The sequence below is a fragment of the Bradyrhizobium lablabi genome (assembly GCF_018131005.1).
Classification (GTDB): domain Bacteria; phylum Pseudomonadota; class Alphaproteobacteria; order Rhizobiales; family Xanthobacteraceae; genus Bradyrhizobium; species Bradyrhizobium lablabi_D.
On record NZ_JAFCJK010000010.1, the window covers coordinates 1 to 14,378 of the forward strand.

Genomic DNA, 14,378 nt, shown 5'->3' on the forward strand with positions numbered 1-14,378 from the left:
CTGTGGTCCTACCCCCGTGCTTTTTGTTGCACGGGACCCATGGGTGCGATCGGCACCCGGCTTTCCCTGCGCCCTCAATTTTCTTAGGGCGGAACGAGACGCAAAGCTCGGACGCATCGCGCCGCGAGAACGCGGGCTCGTGTCCTGTCGATTTGTCATGTCTCGCGCGGGCGGGGGATCCAGTACCTGGCGAAAGTCAGGAGTCGTTACCCAAGTGCCATTTTGCCGCGCGACCCAGGGGACCCGTCCTCGTGAGGACGAAGAAATGCGGTTCCTGCGGGACCGGCGCGACGGAAGCTGATATGACATGAGCATGAAGCGGGCGTTGTCGGTTGACTTGGGAACCGGCAGCAATCAGAAAACGCCCGAAAAATGGATGGTCGGAGTGGCAGGATTCGAACCTGCGACCCCTGCGTCCCGAACGCAGTGCTCTACCGGGCTGAGCCACACTCCGACTGAGACCGCGGCTTATAGCGTTGGGTTTCGGGGACCGCAAGGCACCGATTAAGGATTTAGTCACAGTGGATACAGGCCTGAAAACGCTCATTTTGCCCGCTGGCGCCGCTGCCACGGCGACCGCAGCGGGCGTGCTGGCCGAGGGCGGCCTGGTGGCGTTCCCGACCGAGACCGTGTACGGCCTCGGCGCCGATGCGGGCAATGCAGGTGCAATCGCCCGCCTATACCAAGCCAAAGGCCGACCGGCTTTTAACCCGCTGATCGCCCATGTCGCCGATCTCGCCTGCGCCCGGCGGATCGCGCTGTTTGACGGACAGGCCTTGCGGCTTGCGGAGGCGTTCTGGCCCGGTCCGCTGACGCTGGTGCTGCCGAGAGCCCTCTCCTGCCCGGTGGCGGAGCTTGCCACCGCGGGCCTCGATACGGTCGCGATCCGGATCCCGGCCCACAAGGTGGCGCGTGACATCATCAAAGCCTTCGGCGGCGCCGTGGTCGCGCCCTCGGCCAACATCTCCGGCCATGTCTCGCCGACCACCGCTGAGCACGTGAACGGCGATCTTGCCGGCCGCATCGACCTGATCATCGATGGCGGTCCGGTTGAGGTCGGCGTCGAATCCACCATCGTCGGCTGTTTCTCCGATCCGACGCTATTGCGGCCGGGCGGACTAACGCGTGCCGAGATCGAGCGCGTGCTCGGCCATCCGGTGCTGCAGGCACCGCCGGATTTGGAAGGCGACGGCGGTCAGCCAATCGCGCCCGGCATGCTCGCCTCGCATTATGCACCGAAAACGCCTGTGCGGCTCAATGCCAGCGACGTCCATGTGGGCGAAGCGCTGCTCGCGTTTGGGCCGGCCAAGGTCGCGCGGGCCGAACTCGCCTCGGTGGTGATGAACCTGTCCGAGCATGGCGATCTCGCCGAGGCCGCCGCCAATCTCTTTGGCTACCTTCGTGCGCTCGACAAGAGAAACGCAGACGCGATCGCGGTGATGCCCATTCCGGATGACGGGCTGGGCGAAGCCATCAACGACCGGCTGCGCAGAGCGGCTGTCGGCCGGAACTGATCCTGCCGGATGTGAAAGACCAAGAACAATGAATCTCGTCCAGCCTGCCGCGCCACCGCTTCCGCCCGAACTGATCCAACAATTCCGCGCCATCGTCGGCGAGAAATATGCGGTGACCGACGCCGCCGACATCGCGCCTTATGTCACCGAGGAGCGCGACCTGTTCCACGGCCGTTCGCCGCTGGTGCTGCGCCCGGGTTCGACCGCCGAAGTCGCCGCGATCTGCAGGCTCGCGACCGAGCGCAGGATCGCGCTGGTGCCGCAAGGCGGCAATACCGGCCTCGTCGGCGGCCAGACGCCGCATAACGGCGAAGTGGTCGTCTCGATGCGGCGCATGGACAAGATACGCGACCTCGACATCGAGTCGAACACCATGACCTGCGAGGCCGGCGTGGTGCTGCAGGTGGCACAGCAGCGCGCGGCCGACGTCGACCGGCTGTTCCCGCTCTCGCTTGGCGCGGAAGGAAGCTGCACCATTGGCGGAAACCTCTCGACCAATGCCGGCGGCACCACCGCGCTCGCCTATGGCGTGGCGCGCGAGATGGCGCTCGGGCTCGAGGTTGTACTGGCCGACGGGCGCGTGCTGAACGCGCTGTCGAAGCTGAAGAAGGACAACACCGGGTACGATCTGCGCAACCTCTTCATCGGCGCTGAGGGCACGCTCGGCATCATCACCGCGGCGACGCTGAAGCTGTTCCCGAAGCCGCGCGCGATCGAGACCGCCTATGTCGGCCTGAAGTCACCGGCGGCCGCGCTGAAACTGCTGTCGATTTCGCGCGACGAGGCGGCGGGCGCGCTGACCAGCTTCGAATTGCTCGCCGACATCGCGGTCGATTTCTCGATCCGCCACGGTATCGAGATCCGAGATCCCTTGACGAGCAAGCATCCCTGGTTCGTGCTGATGGAGCTGTCGTCCTCGCGCGAGGATGCCCGCGACACGCTGGAGGCCATCCTCGCCAAGGGAATGGAGGACGGCATCGTCGACGACGCAGTCATTGCCGCAAATCTGAGCCAGCGCCAGGCGTTCTGGAAGCTGCGCGACGAGATGTCGGCGGCGCAGAAGCCGGAGGGCGGCTCGATCAAGCACGACATCTCGGTGCCGGTTGCCGCCGTCCCCGCCTTCATCGAGGAGGCGAATGCGGCGGTGGTGAAGCTGATCCCGGGATCGCGGCCGGTGCCGTTCGGCCATCTCGGCGACGGCAACATTCATTATAACGTTTCGCAGCCGGTCGGTGGCGATGCCGCCGACTTCCTGGCGCGCTGGCACGACGTCAACGCCCTGGTGTTCGAGATCGTGCTCCGGATGGGCGGCTCGATCTCGGCCGAGCATGGCATCGGCGTGCTCAAGCGCGAGGAACTGCCCGAGGTAAAGGACAAGGTCGCGATCGAACTGATGCGCAGCATCAAGGCGATGCTCGATCCGCTCGGAATCATGAATCCCGGCAAGGTGCTGTGAGCATGGCTGCGAACGGCAACTGGCTGACGATCAATTCGATCGAGGACAGCGACGTTCCCGATGTGATCGCCTTGTGGGCACGCTGCGGTTCGCTGCGCGCCTGGAATGACCCGGCCGGAGATATCGCGCTTGCGCGCAAGGAAACGAATTCGACGGTTCTGCTCGGCCGCAGCGACGGCATGCTCGTGGCCTCCGTGCTGGTCGGACATGATGGACATCGCGGCTGGGTCTACTATGTCACGGTCGATCCCGATCATCGTTTCGAGGGCCACGGTCGCGCCATCATGACGGCGGCCGAGGATTGGCTGCGGGCACGCGGCATCCCGAAGCTTCAGTTGATGGTGCGAGGCGACAACGCAAAGGTCCGTGCCTTCTACGAGTCGCTCGGCTATTACGACCAGGAGCGGGTCACCTTCGCCAAGTGGCTTGACGGCCGTGAGCCGACGCCGTGAAGCGCACGCGCAAGGTACAGCGATGACCATCTCCGACCGCGTGCGCGTCAAGGACGTTCGCATCCTTTCCAACGCCCGCTATCTGCTCACGAGCACCACCTTCGACTACCGCCGCGCCAATGGCGAGTGGCAGACGCAGGTCCGCGAAAGCTACGACCGCGGCAACGGCGCGGCGCTCCTGCCCTACAATCTGAACGCCCGAACGGTCGTGCTGGTGCGGCAGTTTCGCTACCCCGCCTTCGCCAACGGCTATGACGATCTGATGATCGAGGCCGCGGCCGGCATGCTCGATAACGCTATGCCGGAGGAGCGCATCCGCGCCGAGGCTGAGGAAGAGATCGGTTATCGGCTCGAGCACGTGCGGAAGGTATTCGAGGCCTTCATGACGCCCGGTGCCGTGACCGAGAAGCTGCATTTCTTCGTCGCCGAGTATGACGCCACGATGCGCGTCGGCGACGGTGGGGGTGTCGCCGACGAGGGCGAGGACATCGAGGTGCTGGAGCTTGAGATCGACGAAGCGCTTGCCATGGTCGCCGACGGCCGCATCGTCGATGCCAAAACCATCATGCTGCTGCAATACGCGGCGCTGCATTTGTTCAAATGACGAACTCGAACTGCATAGATCGCCTAGAACAACGACCCCTGCCCGTCGTCCTCGGTCGCCGCGGGCTTGCGCGGCGCGGCCTTCTTCGGCGGCGCCTCCTCGGCCGCGATCGCCTCGACAGTCATCGGCAGCACCAGCTGCGGATCATCGTTGTCGACATGGTTCACCCGCTTGGTCACCTGATGCCAGGCGAACTCACCGACCTCAGGCCCCCTCAGCATCGGCATGACATCGTCGACGCTGTTGGCGCGGCTGTCGAGCCAGCGCTCGAATTCGCCGGGCGCGATCGTGACCGGCACGCGGTGATGCAACGTCGCAAGATCGGCGCTCGCCGGCGCGGTGACGATCGCGACCGTGTCTTGCTCCTCGCCGTTCGGGCCCATCCAGGTCTCGGTCAGGGCCGCGAAGGCGATGGGATGCCCGTCGCGGCGATGGATGAAGAAGGGCCGCTTGCGGCCGCCGGCATCCTGCCATTCATAGTAGCCGTCGGCCGGGATCAGGGCGCGGCGCCGCTTGATGGCGTTCTTGAACGCCGGCTTGTCCCGCACTGTCTCGGAGCGGGCGTTGATCAGCAATGCGAATTTGCGGGGGTCCTCGACCCATGACGGGATCAGGCCCCAGCGCATCAGCTGAAAATGCCGGCCGCCATTCTCCAGGAGAACCACCGGGATCGGCTGGGTCGGCGCAACATTATGTCGGGGCGGGAAGTTGGGCTGCTCGATATAACCGAACAACTGCCGCAGCGCCGCCGGCGCCGAAGTTATGACAAAGCGTCCGCACATACCGGGTCCTGATATCCATCCGTTTATTGCCCTTTAACCCCGAGCATCAAGAGTGGGCGAGATGACTTCAACGGCCGCCATAGCGGACCTTCCCCTGCAAGCTGGAGATCCCGATGAGGCGCGGACCGCGCGGCTGCGCGCTGCCAACATCAATCCCCGCACCGGCCTCGCCACCGATTACCTCAATCACTTCAATGAAGCCATCATGCTGCTGGATATGATTCCGGACATGCCGGAATGCGCCAGCGATTTCCTCGAATGGCGGCCGCTGTCCTATGCCGAGCATTTCATCGCCTCCAATTTCAAGGCGCGCGACCTTGCAATCGAGGCCTATGAGACGGCCGATGCGCAAATCCGCGCCGAGTTCGATCATCTGACCGGCGACATGACGAGGATCCTGACCGAGGTCGGCGCTGCGATGCGCCGGGTGCAGCTGGACGAGACCCGCGTCACGCTGGCGAGGCAGGCGATCGTCTGGGTCAAGCCGTTGGTGATGCAGACGGCTGGCGTGATCAACGGCGCGGCTGAGGCCGACGTCGACACCATTATGGCGGCCGGTTGATTTATCGGTCATGATGACATCCCCAACCGGTCGCCGATTGCCTTGAATTCGTCCGAGCCTCCGTCCCGTCCCCAACTCGCGGTTTCCGGCGCGATCTTTCGCGACGGCAAGGTCTTGCTGGTCCGCCGCGCCCGCTCACCGGGCAACGGCTTCTATTCGCTGCCGGGCGGGCGGGTCGAATTCGGCGAATCCCTCCACACCGCCCTGCACAGGGAGGTCGATGAGGAGACCGGTCTGCGGATCGATATCGTCGGCCTTGCCGGCTGGCGCGAGGTGCTGCCGGCGGGCGCGGGGGGCGGGCATTATCTGATCATGTCGTTCGCGGCGCGCTGGGTCTCCCGGGAGCCCGTGCTGAACGAGGAACACGATGACTTCAAATGGCTGGTGCCGGAGGAGATCGGCGATCTCAAGCTCACAGGCGGCCTGCGGGAGATTGTCCAGGCGGCCAGACGGCTGGTCTAACGCCGTTCTCTGGATCGATGCGGCCTTGCCTCGGGCGCATTGAGGAGGCATATCACGGCCGTTCCGGAACCCCTGATGTCCAAATCCTTTCTGGCCGTTTTGATCCTGATGTCGGCATGCCTCGCCGCGCCCGTGCGGGCGCAGGACGCGGCTGCGCCGTTCGACGGCGAATTGCAGCGGCTCGCCGAGATCCTCGGCACCCTGCACTATCTGCGCGGCATCTGCGGCGCCAATGAAGGTTCCAAATGGCGCAACGAGATGCAGGCGCTGATCGACGCCGAGACGCCCTCCGGCGACCGCCGCGCCCGCATGATTGCCGGCTTCAACCGCGGCTATAACGGATTCCAGCAGACCTATCGGACCTGCACGCCGGCCGCGGCGGTGGCAATCCGCCGCTACATCGAGGAAGGCTCGAAAATCTCCCGCGATCTCACAGCCCGGTATGCCAACTAGCATGCGAACCAAGACTGCAATCTTCTTCGACCTCGACGGTACCCTGACCGATCCCAAGCCCGGCATCACCGGCTCGATCCAGTATGCATTGCGGAAGCTGGATCACCCGACTCCCTCGCAGGATGAACTGACTTGGTGCATCGGGCCGCCGTTGCGCGCGAGTTTCGCCACGCTGCTCGGCGGCGAAGAGCTCGCTGACCGCGCGGTCGCGCTCTACCGCGAACGGTTCGGCGATGTCGGGCTGTTCGAGAACAGCGTCTATCCCGATGTCGAACACGTGCTGGCAACGCTGAGGCAGGCCTCGCGTCGCATGTTCGTGGCGACCAGCAAACCGCACGTCTTTGCGACGCGCATCATCGACCATTTCGGCTTGGCGACCTATTTCGATCACGTGTTCGGCTCCGAACTCGACGGCACCCGCGTCAACAAGGCCGATCTCCTCGCCTACGCGATCGGAGAGACCGGGATCGACCCGGCTCACGCGGTGATGGTCGGCGACCGCAGCCATGACGTGATCGGCGCGAAAAGCAACGGCATGCGCGCTATCGGCGTGCTCTACGGATATGGCAGCCGGGACGAGCTGACAGAGGCCGGCGCGGCGTACCGCTGCACCTCGCCCCGCGCGGTGCTGGACTGTATCCACAGCTCTTTTGACTGATGGGCGAAATTCTCCTTCAAACACGTGGACGCGCGTTAACCTTTCCTAAAGATACGGCCTAGGCGGTATCGGCATGCGTGCTACATCTCGCCGGCCTTGCGTCCGATTCCGGGCCGCACACATTTGTTGAAATTTCATGCGCCATCCTGCGTCATCGCCCCTCCATCACGGCCCGCTACCGGACCACGAGCAAAAGCGGGCCGCGCTGAACTATCTCAACGAAGCCTGGGCGGAAGCGCGTCATGATGGCGTCGATGGCGACTGTCTGGCGCAGGCGAGCCTGTTCGCGGCACTGGCCGAACTCGTCAGCACCTATGGCGAGGATGCGGTAGCAAAATTCACCGAGGGCCTCGCCACGCGCGTGCGTAACGGCGAGTTCTCGCTGGCGCTGGCCAAGCAGTAATTACGGCTTCAACGTCTCCAGGAACCGCACCGGCTCTCCCAGCGAGGGCGTCGTCAGTTCACCCTGCCACATCACGCGCTCGCCGCGCACGAAGGTGCCGACCGGCCAGCCCTGCACGCGCACGCCGTCATAGGGTGTCCAGCCTGCGCGCGAGGCAATCCACTTGTCGGTGATGGTCTCGCTGCGCTTGAGGTCGACGATGGTGAAGTCGGCGTCATAACCCGCGGCGATGCGCCCCTTGCAGGCGATGTTGAACAACCGCGCCGGGCCGGCGCTGGTCAGATCGACGAAACGCTGCAGCGACAGGCGGCCGGCGTTGACGTGATCGAGCATCAACGGCACCAGCGTCTGCACGCCGGTCATGCCTGAGGGCGAGGCCGGATAGGTCTTGGCCTTCTCTTCCGCGGTATGCGGCGCGTGATCCGAGCCGAGCACATCGATGATGCCCTGCTCGATGCCGTACCAGATGCCGGCGCGGTGATCGGCCGAGCGTACCGGCGGATTCATCTGGGCACGGGTGCCGAGCCGCTCGTAGCATTCAGGCGCGGCCATGGTGAGGTGGTGCGGTGTCGCCTCGCAGGACGCGACATCCTTGTGGTCGCGTAGATATTCGATCTCCTGCTTGGTTGAAATGTGCAGCACGTGAATGCGCTTGCCGGTCTCGCGTGCGAGCCCGACCAGGCGCTCGGTCGCGATCAGCGCGGCGGTTTCGTCGCGCCACACCGGATGCGAGCGCGGATCGCCCTCGACGCGCAACGGCTTGCGCTCGTTGAGGCGATACTCGTCCTCGGCATGAAAGGCGGCGCGGCGCCGGATCACCTGGAAGATGCGCCGCAGGCTCTCGTCGTCCTCGACCAGGAGCGCGCCCGTGGAGGAGCCGATGAATACCTTGACCCCGGCGCAGCCCGGCGCGCGCTCGAGCTCCGGCAGGTCCTGCACGTTCTCCCGGGTGCCGCCGATGAAGAACGCGAAATCGCAATGCATGCGGTGTTGGCCGCGCTTCACCTTGTCGGTGAAGGCCGCTTCCGTCACGGTCAGCGGATCGGTGTTCGGCATCTCGAACACGGCGGTGACGCCGCCCATCACGGCGCTGCGCGATCCGGTCTCCAGATCCTCCTTGTGTGTCAGGCCGGGCTCGCGGAAGTGCACCTGGGTGTCCATGACCCCAGGCAGGATGTGCAGGCCCTTGCAGTTGATCACTTCGCCCGCCGAGGCCTGGCCGAGCCCGCCGATCGCTGCGATGCGGCCGCCGACAATGCCGATGTCGCGCACGCCCTCGCCGTCCTGATTGACCACGGTGCCAGATTTTAGAATGGTGTCAAAATGCTGATTCATCGGTCCTCGGCGCCCGCTCTCCGCTGTCGCGCGGGCCTTGTTCGATGCACTCTAGCGCCTTAGTTTGGCAGGGGATACCGCCTCCGGCGTTTCCCAAAGGAACTTGGAAAAGAGCCAGATTTACGAATGAAAGCAGCGTTTCTTCCAGATCGAGGTGTAGTCAAGGTCTCTGGCGAGGACGCCCGCAACTTCCTCAACGGCCTCATCACAACAGACGTCGAGCAATTGCGGCCGGGCCTCGGACAGTTCGGCGCGCTGCTGACGCCGCAGGGTAAGATCATTGTGGATTTCCTGATCACCGAGGCGCCTGCCGGCCATGGCGGTGGCTTCCTGATCGACGCGCCGCGGGCCCTTACCAAGGGGCTCGCCGATAAGCTCGGCTTCTACAAGCTGCGCGCCAAGGTCGCAGTCGAGAATCTGTCCGACAGCCTCGGCGTGCTCGCGGCCTGGGATGGCGAACCGGCGATGCATCCCGATCTGTCCTTTGCCGACCCGCGCAACGCGGCGCTCGGCTGGCGTATCCTGATCCCGGAAGAGCTGAAGCAGAAACTCGCCGACGTGATCGGCGCCGATCTTGTCGACAACGACGCCTATGAAGCGCATCGCATCGCCACAGGCATCCCGCGCGGCGGGCTCGATTTCATCTATGGCGACGCCTTTCCGCACGAGTCCAACATGGACCGCCTGCATGGCGTCGATTTCGACAAGGGGTGCTATGTCGGCCAGGAAGTGGTATCGCGCATGCAGCATCGCGGCACTGCGCGCACCCGCACAGTGAAGGTCATCCTTGACGGTCCTTCGCCGGAGGCCGGCGCGACCATCCTGGCCGGTGACAAGCCGGTCGGCACCATCGGCTCGACCGCCGGACCGAACGGTCTCGCGTTGGTCCGCACCGATCGCGTTGCCGACGCGCTCGACGCCGGGCTGTCGCTGACCGCAGGCGGCCTCGGCCTTCGTCTCGCCGAGCCGGACGCCGTCCGCGCCGCACCGAAGCAGACTGTCACATGACCCGTTCCGCGCGACTGCATCCCGACGGGAAGATGCGATGTCCCTGGCCGGGTGACGACGCTTTCTACATCGCCTATCACGACACGGAATGGGGCGTGCCGGAATATGACGACCGCGCGCTCTATGAGAAGCTGATCCTCGACGGCTTCCAGGCCGGGCTTTCGTGGATCACGATCCTGCGCAAGCGCGAGAATTTCCGCAAAGCCTTCGACGACTTCGAGCCCGAAAAGATCGCGCGTTACAACGCCAAGAAGATCCATGCGCTGATGAACGATGTCGGCATCGTCCGTAACCGCGCAAAGATCGAGGGCGCGATCGCGAGCGCGAAATCATACGGGAAGATCATGGAGGAAGGCCCGGGCTTCTCGAAGTTCCTGTGGGACTTTGTCGACGGCAAGCCGCAGGTCAACCAGTTTAAGACCACGGCAAGCGTGCCGGCGTCGACGCCGGTCTCGGTGAAGATATCCAAGGAGCTTGCTGCACGCGGCTTCAAATTCGTCGGTCCGACCATCGTCTATGCCTTCATGCAGGCGACCGGCATGGTCAACGATCACCTCGTCACCTGCTTCTGCCACGAGAGCTGCGGCGGCAAGCATCGCGCGCCGCGGCTCAAGACGAAATGACGGTCCGCAAATCGGCCGAATCCGTCCGCGCCTGGCAACGGATGTTGTCCGGGCGCCGGCTCGACCTGCTGGACCCGTCGCCGCTCGACATCGAGATCGTCGACATCGCGCACGGTCTGGCGCGGGTCGCCCGCTGGAACGGCCAGACCAGCGGTGCTCACATTTTCTCGGTAGCGCAGCACACGCTCCTTGTGGAGGCCGTCCTGCGCCAGCAGGTGCCGCGCGTCGATATGCGCATGCGCCTGGCAGCCTTGTTGCATGATGCGCCCGAATATGTCATCGGCGACATGATCTCACCATTCAAGGCGGTGCTCGGCGGCGACTACAAGGTGGTGGAGAAGCGTCTGCTATCTGCGATCCATGTTCGCTTTGGCTTGCCTGCACTGCTCGCCGACGAGATTACGCAGCAGATCAAGGCCGCCGATCGCGGTGCCGCCTATCTCGAAGCGACGCGTCTTGCGGGTTTCTCGGAAGCCGAAGCCAAGCGGCTCTTCGGCCGCGACCCCGGCCTGCCCGAAGCGACCGAACGCGACTATCTGACGCCGTGGACAGCGGCCAGAGCCGAAAAGCAGTTCGTCCAGCGCTTCAACGCATTGCACAGATGACCGATCGTATCTGTTGCAGGGCACGCAAGACCCGTGAAGCGTCGTGCCCACCCTTCGTTTCGCGGTGCAAATGGCGGGGCGCTTCACTTTGCCCACCCTGCGGCAGCCGTTATAATCCGCGTCAGACTGAATACTCCCGGGATCACCATGCTCCACGTCTGCTCGCTTGCCGCGCTTCCCGACACGGTCAGGACCACCGGCGCCAGCCATGTGCTGACGGTGATGGCCAATGTCGACCAGGTACTGCGGCCGCCCTCGGTGCTTGCCGCCAATCATCTGAAAGTGTCGATGGACGACATCACTGAGCAGATGGTCGGATTCGTCGCCCCATCGGAGGTCCACATCGAAAAGGTACTGGCCTTCGTGCGAGGCTGGGACCGCCGCGCGCCGATGGTCGTTCACTGTTATGCCGGCATCAGCCGCTCGACCGCGAGCGCTTTCGCCGCGGTTTGCGCGCTCAATCCGCATCGCGACGAGATGGCAATCGCCCGCCAGATCCGCCAGGCCTCCCCGATCGCCTCGCCGAACCGGCTTATCGTCAGCCTGGCCGACAAGGCGCTGGGACGCGAGGGCCGGATGCTGCGCGCACTCGACGCGATAGGTCCAGGCACCATGTCGGTCGAAGGACGGCCCTTCCGGATCGATTTGGAATAGCACCAACGTGCCACACCGAACCGCTTGAACTTTTGGGCTTCAAGGCTGCACCTAATGAGTTGCGACGGGCGGCCGACCGGCCAACGGCCCGGCGTGCTTTGCCGGAGGCCCAATGCTCGACTCGCCGTTCGACTTCCTCGCGTTGGTCGTCGCCATCATCGCCATCATCTTCGCGCGCAAGGCGTTCAACCAGGTTGCGGCGCTGAGGAGCCGGCTGGACGCGATCGAGGCTGCGGCAGCAATCGCCGCGCCCGGGGTCACGCCGCCGCTGACGCCGCTGCAGGAGGTCGAGCAGACGCTGCCAGCGTCTTCGACCCGGCCGCCGCCGCTGCCGCCCGAGGCCGTTTCCGCGCCGCCGGACACACCGGAGACCGCGCCCGCCGCCGCGCTGCCGCCACCGGCGGAGCGCGGTTTTGAGGAGACCATTGGCACACGCTGGGTGGTCTGGCTCGGTGGGCTGACGCTCGCGCTCGGCGGCTTCTTCATGGTGCGTTATTCGATCGAGGCCGGCTTGCTTGGCCCCGGCGTGCGCACCATGCTCGGCGGTTTGTTCGCACTGGCCCTCCTCGCGGCGGGCGAATGGACGCGGCGCAAGGAGAGCATCTCGAACATCGCCGCGCTGCCGATCGCCAATATCCCGGCAATCCTCACAGCCGCCGGCACCGCGGTGGCGTTCGCCACGGTCTACGCCGCCTACGCGCTTTATGATTTCCTCGCACCCGCCACTGCCTTCATCCTGCTCGGCATGGTCGCGCTCGGCACGCTCGCGGCCGCGCTGCTGCACGGGCCGGCGCTGGCGGGACTTGGCGTGGTCGGCGCCTTCGTCACGCCGATCCTGGTGTCATCCGACAAGCCCGACTTCTGGTCGCTCTACGTCTACCTTGCGATCGTGACTGCCGCGTCGTTCGGGCTCGCGCGCATCCGGCTGTGGCGCTGGCTTGCGGTCACAACCATCGTGTTCGCGCTGCTCTGGACCTTCCCCTGCCTGCAATGCGGACCTGGCATAGTCGCGCCGCACGCGTTCCATGTGATCGCAGGCTTCGTGCTCGCGGCGCTGCTGGTCGTCTGCGGCTTCATGTTCGGCCCGGCAGGCGATAGTGAGGAGATAGAGCCAATCTCGTCGGGCTCGCTTGCGGCCTATTTGTTCGGCGCGACCTTGATCGTGCTGAACAGCGCCCACGCGGACGCCGCAATGATCTCTTTCGCGCTGCTGGCCGCATGCAGCCTCCTCGTCGCCTGGCGCGCGCCAGCTGCCACAGGCGCGGTCGGTGCCGCGTCGATCCTCGTCTTCATCGTGTTCGGCGAATGGGCCGTCCGCCGCAATGTGGACATGCTGGTGCTGCCGGGCGGCGCCATCCCCGGTATCGGCCCCTCGGCGACCGACGGCTCGGTGTCGCTGCATCTCGTCACCGCAGCCATCTTTGCAGCCGCCTTCGGCGTCGCTGGCTTCTTCGCCCAGACGCGCTTTGCCACGACGAGGATCGTGGTGAGTTGGGCCGCATCGGCCGTCTTCACGCCGCTCGCGCTGCTTGTTGCGCTCTACGCCCGCATCGCACATCTCGATCGTTCAATTCCCTTTGCGGTCGTGGCGGTGCTGCTGGGCGCGGCCTACGCCGCCGCGACGGAAGCGCTGGCCAGGCGCGGCGATCGGCCCGAGTTCATACCCTCGATTGCGCTGTTTGCGACCGGCGCGCTCGCCTCTCTTGCGCTGGCCCTCACCTTCGCGCTCGAAAAGGGCTGGCTCACCATCGCGCTCGCGCTGGTGTCGATGGGGACGGCCTGGATTTCGGTGCGGCGGCCGATCCCGTTCCTGCGCTGGCTCGCGGCTATCCTCGCCGGCATCGTGGTGCTGCGCATCGGCTACGAGCCGCGTATAGCGGGTGACGCCGTCGGCACGATGCCGATCTTCAACTGGCTCTTGTGGGGCTACGGCATTCCGGCGGCCTCGTTCTGGGCCGGAAGCCGCTTCCTGCGCCGCAACGGCGACGACGTGCCGCTTCGCATGGTCGAATCCGCCGCAATCCTGTTTACGGTGCTGCTCGCCTTCATGGAAATCCGTCATGCGGTCAACCATGGCGACGTCTATCGCGACAGCGCCGGACTGACCGAGATCGCGCTGCAGGTCTGCGTGGCGCTCGCTATGGCGATCGGGCTGGAACGGTTGCGCATCCGCACTGGCAGCATCGTGCACAATGTCGGCGCAGTGCTGCTCACCGCCTTCGCCGGACTGGGCAGCTTGTTCGGGCTGCTCGGGCTGCAGAACCCGATGCTGTGGCCCGAGGACGTCGGCGGCACCTTCATCAACCTGCTGCTGCTCGGCTACGCCGTCCCCGCGGCACTGGCGCTGGTTCTGTCCCATGCGGTGGCGGGCTATCGCCCCGCGGGCTACGCCAACTGCATCGCCGCCGGCGCGCTGATCCTCGCGCTCGCCTATGTGACGTTCGAGATTCGCAGGATCTACCACGGTCCAGTGCTGACCCGCGGCGAGACCACCGGCGCCGAACAGTACACTTACTCGATTGCCTGGCTGATGTTCGGCGTGGCGCTGCTCGGCATCGGCATCCTCGTCAATTCGCAGCGCGCGCGGCTCGCTTCCGCCGCGGTAATCGGCCTGACGATCCTCAAGGCCTTTCTGATCGATATGTCGACGCTGGCTGGCGTCTACCGCGCGCTGTCGTTCATGTGCCTCGGCATGGTGCTGGTCGCGATCGGATGGCTGTACCAGCGAATCCTGTTCCGCAGGCCAGCCGCCGCGCCAGCCTCGCCCCCGCCTGTTCCGCAGGCAGAGGGATAGGCGCCGTCGCGGC

Annotated in this window: 16 protein-coding genes and 1 tRNA gene; 14 read left to right on the forward strand and 3 right to left on the reverse strand. The window is 65.2% G+C overall.

The annotated features are described in order from the left end of the window. Positions 1-377: 377 nt before the first annotated feature. A tRNA-Pro gene (locus JQ553_RS26470) sits at positions 378-454 on the reverse strand. A gap of 67 nt (positions 455-521) precedes the next feature. Between JQ553_RS26470 and JQ553_RS26475 the strand changes: the two genes are divergently transcribed. Genes JQ553_RS26475 through JQ553_RS26490 form a run of 4 tightly spaced genes read left to right on the forward strand, consistent with a single transcriptional unit; the run spans position 522 to position 4,026 of the window. Beyond that, positions 522-1,514 carry an L-threonylcarbamoyladenylate synthase gene (locus tag JQ553_RS26475; RefSeq protein ID WP_212502981.1) on the forward strand — a complete coding sequence of 331 codons (993 nt, stop codon included), beginning with the start codon at positions 522-524 and terminating at the stop codon, positions 1,512-1,514. Between the two features lie 28 nt (positions 1,515-1,542). After that, entirely contained in the window at positions 1,543-2,970 is a 1,428-nt protein-coding gene (locus JQ553_RS26480; protein WP_212502982.1) for an FAD-binding oxidoreductase, read from the forward strand. A 2-nt stretch (positions 2,971-2,972) separates the two neighbouring features. After that, entirely contained in the window at positions 2,973-3,422 is a 450-nt protein-coding gene (locus JQ553_RS26485; RefSeq protein WP_212502983.1) for a GNAT family acetyltransferase, read from the forward strand. Between the two features lie 22 nt (positions 3,423-3,444). Continuing rightward, positions 3,445-4,026 (forward strand): GDP-mannose pyrophosphatase, encoded by a 582-nt coding sequence (locus JQ553_RS26490; protein ID WP_212502984.1) that lies wholly within the window; start codon positions 3,445-3,447, stop codon positions 4,024-4,026. A gap of 23 nt (positions 4,027-4,049) precedes the next feature. Here the strand turns inward: JQ553_RS26490 and JQ553_RS26495 are convergent, their stop codons facing one another. Further along, complete coding sequence (locus JQ553_RS26495) at positions 4,050-4,808, reverse strand: SOS response-associated peptidase (protein ID WP_212502985.1); 759 nt, start codon at positions 4,806-4,808, stop codon at positions 4,050-4,052. Between the two features lie 61 nt (positions 4,809-4,869). Here JQ553_RS26495 and JQ553_RS26500 point away from each other — a divergent pair, with 61 nt between their 5' ends. The 5 genes from JQ553_RS26500 to JQ553_RS26520 all read left to right on the forward strand — a co-directional run bounded on the left by JQ553_RS26500 (position 4,870) and on the right by JQ553_RS26520 (position 7,346). Next, a complete protein-coding gene (locus JQ553_RS26500; RefSeq protein ID WP_212502986.1) occupies positions 4,870-5,370 on the forward strand; it encodes a hypothetical protein in 501 nt (166 codons plus the stop codon). A gap of 42 nt (positions 5,371-5,412) precedes the next feature. Then, positions 5,413-5,832, forward strand: a complete 420-nt coding sequence (locus JQ553_RS26505; RefSeq protein ID WP_212502987.1) for an NUDIX hydrolase — start codon at positions 5,413-5,415, stop codon at positions 5,830-5,832. Between the two features lie 75 nt (positions 5,833-5,907). Next, positions 5,908-6,285 (forward strand): TIGR02301 family protein, encoded by a 378-nt coding sequence (locus JQ553_RS26510; RefSeq protein WP_212502988.1) that lies wholly within the window; start codon positions 5,908-5,910, stop codon positions 6,283-6,285. Between the two features lies 1 nt (position 6,286). After that, a complete protein-coding gene (locus JQ553_RS26515) occupies positions 6,287-6,943 on the forward strand; it encodes an HAD family hydrolase (protein WP_212502989.1) in 657 nt (218 codons plus the stop codon). Positions 6,944-7,079: 136 nt separating this feature from the next. Beyond that, positions 7,080-7,346, forward strand: coding sequence for a hypothetical protein (locus JQ553_RS26520; RefSeq protein ID WP_212502990.1), 267 nt, complete (start codon positions 7,080-7,082; stop codon positions 7,344-7,346). Here the strand turns inward: JQ553_RS26520 and JQ553_RS26525 are convergent, their stop codons facing one another. Continuing rightward, entirely contained in the window at positions 7,347-8,681 is a 1,335-nt protein-coding gene (locus tag JQ553_RS26525) for a dihydroorotase (RefSeq protein WP_212502991.1), read from the reverse strand. It lies immediately after the preceding gene. A 126-nt stretch (positions 8,682-8,807) separates the two neighbouring features. Between JQ553_RS26525 and JQ553_RS26530 the strand changes: the two genes are divergently transcribed. The 5 genes from JQ553_RS26530 (at position 8,808) to JQ553_RS26550 (ending at position 14,365) form a co-directional block, all read left to right on the forward strand. Continuing rightward, positions 8,808-9,689, forward strand: a complete 882-nt coding sequence (locus JQ553_RS26530) for a folate-binding protein YgfZ (RefSeq protein ID WP_212502992.1) — start codon at positions 8,808-8,810, stop codon at positions 9,687-9,689. Next, a complete protein-coding gene (locus JQ553_RS26535; protein WP_212502993.1) occupies positions 9,686-10,312 on the forward strand; it encodes a DNA-3-methyladenine glycosylase I in 627 nt (208 codons plus the stop codon). The genes JQ553_RS26530 and JQ553_RS26535 overlap by 4 nt, the downstream gene beginning before the upstream one ends. After that, the gene (locus JQ553_RS26540) at positions 10,309-10,917 is read left to right on the forward strand and encodes an HD family hydrolase (RefSeq protein ID WP_212502994.1); all 609 of its coding nucleotides are present in this window, start codon (positions 10,309-10,311) and stop codon (positions 10,915-10,917) included. Before JQ553_RS26535 ends, JQ553_RS26540 begins: the two co-directional genes overlap by 4 nt. A 147-nt stretch (positions 10,918-11,064) precedes the next feature. Then, on the forward strand, positions 11,065-11,571 hold the full coding sequence (locus JQ553_RS26545; protein ID WP_212502995.1) for a tyrosine phosphatase family protein: 507 nt from the start codon (positions 11,065-11,067) through the stop codon (positions 11,569-11,571). Between the two features lie 112 nt (positions 11,572-11,683). Then, on the forward strand, positions 11,684-14,365 hold the full coding sequence (locus JQ553_RS26550) for a DUF2339 domain-containing protein (protein ID WP_212502996.1): 2,682 nt from the start codon (positions 11,684-11,686) through the stop codon (positions 14,363-14,365). Positions 14,366-14,378 lie beyond the last annotated feature (13 nt).

Bases quoted from the DNA above. Each gene is read 5' to 3' on its own strand.
- JQ553_RS26485 (WP_212502983.1), top strand. From the start codon at position 2,973: ATGGCTGCGAACGGCAACTGGCTGACGATCAATTCGATCGAGGACAGC.
- JQ553_RS26525 (WP_212502991.1), bottom strand. From the start codon at position 8,681: ATGAATCAGCATTTTGACACCATTCTAAAATCTGGCACCGTGGTCAAT.
- JQ553_RS26515 (WP_212502989.1), top strand. From the start codon at position 6,287: ATGCGAACCAAGACTGCAATCTTCTTCGACCTCGACGGTACCCTGACC.
- JQ553_RS26545 (WP_212502995.1), top strand. From the start codon at position 11,065: ATGCTCCACGTCTGCTCGCTTGCCGCGCTTCCCGACACGGTCAGGACC.
- JQ553_RS26490 (WP_212502984.1), top strand. From the start codon at position 3,445: ATGACCATCTCCGACCGCGTGCGCGTCAAGGACGTTCGCATCCTTTCC.
- JQ553_RS26530 (WP_212502992.1), top strand. From the start codon at position 8,808: ATGAAAGCAGCGTTTCTTCCAGATCGAGGTGTAGTCAAGGTCTCTGGC.
- JQ553_RS26510 (WP_212502988.1), top strand. From the start codon at position 5,908: ATGTCCAAATCCTTTCTGGCCGTTTTGATCCTGATGTCGGCATGCCTC.
- JQ553_RS26550 (WP_212502996.1), top strand. From the start codon at position 11,684: ATGCTCGACTCGCCGTTCGACTTCCTCGCGTTGGTCGTCGCCATCATC.
- JQ553_RS26535 (WP_212502993.1), top strand. From the start codon at position 9,686: ATGACCCGTTCCGCGCGACTGCATCCCGACGGGAAGATGCGATGTCCC.
- JQ553_RS26520 (WP_212502990.1), top strand. From the start codon at position 7,080: ATGCGCCATCCTGCGTCATCGCCCCTCCATCACGGCCCGCTACCGGAC.
- JQ553_RS26500 (WP_212502986.1), top strand. From the start codon at position 4,870: ATGACTTCAACGGCCGCCATAGCGGACCTTCCCCTGCAAGCTGGAGAT.
- JQ553_RS26540 (WP_212502994.1), top strand. From the start codon at position 10,309: ATGACGGTCCGCAAATCGGCCGAATCCGTCCGCGCCTGGCAACGGATG.
- JQ553_RS26495 (WP_212502985.1), bottom strand. From the start codon at position 4,808: ATGTGCGGACGCTTTGTCATAACTTCGGCGCCGGCGGCGCTGCGGCAG.
- JQ553_RS26480 (WP_212502982.1), top strand. From the start codon at position 1,543: ATGAATCTCGTCCAGCCTGCCGCGCCACCGCTTCCGCCCGAACTGATC.